This is a genomic window from Halanaerobium sp. (assembly GCF_003070835.1).
Genome location: NZ_QBLR01000297.1, coordinates 1 through 4126, shown reverse-complemented (window position 1 = coordinate 4126; position 4126 = coordinate 1). Strand labels below are relative to the sequence as shown.

3 protein-coding genes are annotated in these 4126 nt (G+C 30.6%); all 3 read right to left on the bottom strand.

The window, feature by feature from the left end; genetic code table 11:
- The coding region (locus tag CI949_RS17740; protein ID WP_290768819.1) for an anti-phage-associated DUF1156 domain-containing protein at positions 1-2445 on the bottom strand (2445 nt) is incomplete at its 3' end.
- Positions 2446-2478: 33 nt separating this feature from the next.
- Positions 2479-3015: a DUF3780 domain-containing protein gene (locus tag CI949_RS17735; protein WP_290768816.1), complete on the bottom strand. Its 537-nt coding sequence runs from the start codon at positions 3013-3015 to the stop codon at positions 2479-2481.
- Between the two features lie 12 nt (positions 3016-3027).
- Positions 3028-4126, bottom strand: a 1099-nt coding sequence (locus CI949_RS17730) for a chitobiase/beta-hexosaminidase C-terminal domain-containing protein (RefSeq protein ID WP_290768813.1), incomplete at its 5' end; no start/stop codon positions are given.

Below are 4126 nucleotides of genomic sequence, written 5' to 3'. Positions count from 1 at the left end.
TCTAATAAAGAATCTTTCAGCATTCGATAACTCAAACCAGTGATTTTTTTCAAATTCTTCTGGAATAAGGTAGCTGTTAGCTACATCACGAGCTTTTTTGATCAATTTTTCAACAGGATTCTCTTCATTTCTTTCTTCAAAAAGCCAATATTCAGGATCTATTCCATCAATCTCTCCATAACCAGTCAATACCTTTAATGCTGCCGCATAAGAGGCAAGCAGATAATCAGCATCAGTAAAATCAGGAATATCTTTATAATCGATTCCCTTCATTGAATCAATCATTTTTTGAACTTCAATTTGAATTTCATCATAAACTTCATCCTGAAAAGCAAAATCATCTGAGGTTTGTTTTTGAAGAACTAATAATACAGTTCCTTTAACATAATTACCTTCTTTTAATCCGCCAGAATTAGTTTCGGTAGATATATTCCAAGCAGAATTAACTTTTAAGCCAGATACCCATAATATCATAGTTAATATAGACCAAACTTTTACGTCTTGATGAGTAAACATTACTATTTGATAACCATTATTAGGCATGTTATCAGCTAAATTTTTATATATATTAACCATGCTTTTATTAAATGATTGTCCTTTTCCTTTTACCGCTAGTACTCTTTTTGATCCAGTGTACCATTCCGGAAAAGCTTTTTCTAATAATTTTTTATCCCAAGCAAGAAAAAACTCTGATAATTCATGATAATTTACTGCATCAGCATACGGTGGATCAGTTATCCATATATCTCTTTCAAAATTTATTTCTTCTGCATTCTTTAAACTAACTTTTTTATTAGATTTTATTAAAGTATTGTTTATATCAAAATTCCAGGTATTATTTAATTGGCTCATTGCTCTAGCACTATAATCATATAAAGGATTTAATGCTTGATTATAAAAAGTATCAATGTTATGTTCTCTTAAAGATGCCCATCTGCTTAATTTAGAATTAAAATTACTAATTTTATTTATTCCTAAAATTCCAATTGCATACTCTTTTTTGGTTTTTGATAATTCATCAACATATTTTGAAAACAATCCATTAATTAACAACTGTCTAGAGTTAAATAGTTGATTCCAATATTCCCAACCCCTAGTCCGAATTGGTTCATCAGTTTTATCACCTGATTCTATATTCATTTTAGGGATATAACCTTTTTTTTGCCATTCATCAAATCTTTCAGACAATAACTTTTTGATTTTCTTTTCCTGATCTAACACTTTTTTATTAGGAGAAACATAATATCTATCATTATTATTATCTTCATATTGTATAGCATATAATTTATTATTAAAAACATTATTGTTGGATTCCAATCCATAAATAGTTTCTCCATTTAACTTTTTATCCCCTCTAATACTCGATATAGGGGTGGTTTTATTACAATGTGGACAAATTAATTTATTATTACTAATTGTAGCTTTTTTATCAATAGTTTTAAATTCTTCATCGCTAACATTTGTATTTATCTCAAATGAATATTTTTTTCTATCAGTTTCATTAATTTTAACAATTGTCTTTGATTTTTGAGCAATTATAAAAGAAGGTAATAAGGGTACAGTATACCCGCATTCTGGACATACCGTTTCATTACAATAAAGATAGAATACCGGTGTATGCCCTATATTATTTTCCTCAAGATCCCACTTTGAAATTTGTTCTTTGACTTTAGAAAACACTTGTTTTTGATATTTTTTTAATTCTTCAATCTCCTCATCAGAAGCACCAGCAATATTTAATGAAGCCCAAGTTAATAACGCAGCTATTGGATTTAAGTCAGAACCAAATGAATCTGCTCCCATTCTTGCAGCTTCAAAAGGAATAGACCCCCCACCTGAAAAGCAGTCACCAACTTTAGGAGTATGACCAAATCTTTTTTCTCCCAATTCTTTTATTAATTCCTGCAAATTAGAAGAATTAGTTTCTAAATGATCATTAATAATTCCCCATTCTTTTTCATCTGTTAATTCCACATCTTCTGGCCTTCTGCAGTAGCTTAATTTATCATCATATGATAATCTATTAAAAGCTATTCTCTGAAGTTCTTCTTTCATAGCTTTCTTATTTTCTCTTGACATTCCTTTAGGATATTTAGGTTTTTTAGCAGTGGATCCCTCTCTAAAGTATTTTTTCCTTTCTTCTTCAGTAGTCAGCTGCCATAATTTCTTTTTAGAAATGTTTTTATATTTTCTTAACCAAAGTCCTTCTTCATCCATAGTCATTATTTTAAGAAATATGTCTCTGTCTTTAGTGTAATCATCTGAAACAGGCATTAAAATCCCCAATAAGGCTGCTCTAACCATAACCAGGGGTTTTCTTCCCCACCATTTTCCTAAACCAGTAAGTGTTTGACTAGCACCGGCTTTTCTTTCTTTGTAACTTTCTTTAGATATTCTTGATACAGGAAATTGAACTTCAATAAATGATTTATTATAATCTAACAAAATAATCCTCCTCTGACATTTTTTTAATTTATATTAAAATAATCTCTGCACAAAGCTGCCTGCTAATTTATTATCTACAGGATTTTCTGTAAGTGCATATCTTAAAGCTATCCTCCAGCCGCGGTTGTCGCTGTAGTGGCCTGTTGAAGCATTAGTCATTGTAAAAAGCCACCATCTCTCTTCAGGTGATAACCCCAACCAGTTTTTGATAGCTAAATCAATAACACCAACTTCAGCATTTTCTATAGACCACAGCAGAAGCATTAATTCTTTACCATATAAACGTTCTAAAGGTACATAATAGCTGTCAAAATCTCTTGCTGGAAGACCTTCATCTTTTAAGCGTCTATTAAATTCTTTTTTGATGACATTTTTAACTTTATTCCATTTAGTCTTACTTAAAATTACTTTTTTGTCTTTATCATTTAAATCACTAACCTGTTCATCTTGATCCCAATTAAATCTCTCATATACTGTTATTTTAGCATTTCCAGTTGGTATTTCTAAGAGGAAATGATGATTGGTTTCTTTTGGATTAAAACCAAATCCATAGGTTTTTACTTGACTCAAAAGATCATCTCCTTAATGTTGGCTAAATCTATTTTTATACATTTCTAGGTTGAATTCATTTTTTTCAAGCCATCTTAAAAAATCTCTGCCGCTTTTGAATTTTATCCCTGTAATATTAGCAGTTAAATCATGGGGCTTTTCTCCAACAAAATTATCTTTAATATTTTTTAGTTGTTCTTCTAACATATTCATATCATCTATTTCTACTTTGTCTATCATAAAAGTTAAAGAAAAATCAGCTTTACCTCTGCCGGTGATAATAAACTGTGCCTGCTTAAAGCTGGCATTAGTTTCATTTAAAAATTCAAGTTCCTCATATGTTGCTTTTGTACCTTTTGGAGTTTGAGCTTCTGTTAATTTGACAGGCTTATCTTTATCAACTGTAACTTTTTTATTTGATATTTTATACTGCAGAACATCAGATGTTATATCATGTTCTTCATTTACTGCAACTGCCTGAATATATTTTGCATCTTCAGGGATAATAATTGGTTCCTGATAAACGCCTCCATTTTCTTTTGGAGAAGAACCATCTGTAGTATATCTGATTTCACAATTACTTGGTGTTGCCTGTAGTTTTAGGGCATCTTTCCCTTTAATTGTTAGCTCTTTATACTGCAGATTTATATCATTCTCCCATCTTACAGGATCCCCAGTTTCATTAACACCATCTGAATCAACTGCTAAAAAGTAATAGACTAAATCAGTTGCTTCAAATGAGTTATAGTTTTCTACTTTTTTAGAAGCTTTAGTCGGCTCTTGACCTATCTCATAATAAACTTCATCTGCATTAACTGGAGTAATGCGCAATGTAGAAATACCATTTTCACTTACAGTGCTCATTTTAGTAACATTAACATTAGTTTCTTTTTTTGGAGGAGTTTTATCAATATAGTTGCCGTCTTTAAACCAGATTTCTTTCTGCAGAGAATCTTCCTTTAGTTCCTCAAGAGCATCAGGTTTATGCCACAGCCATCTTGTTTCAGTAGCAGTTCTTTCAATTAATTCATTCCAGGTCATTCTATCTCTAGTGAAGATAATTTTATCAAATCTTTTCCGTAATTTCTTTGGCTCAATATCTTTAGTAAACTTCATTTCACTGATTAAAGTG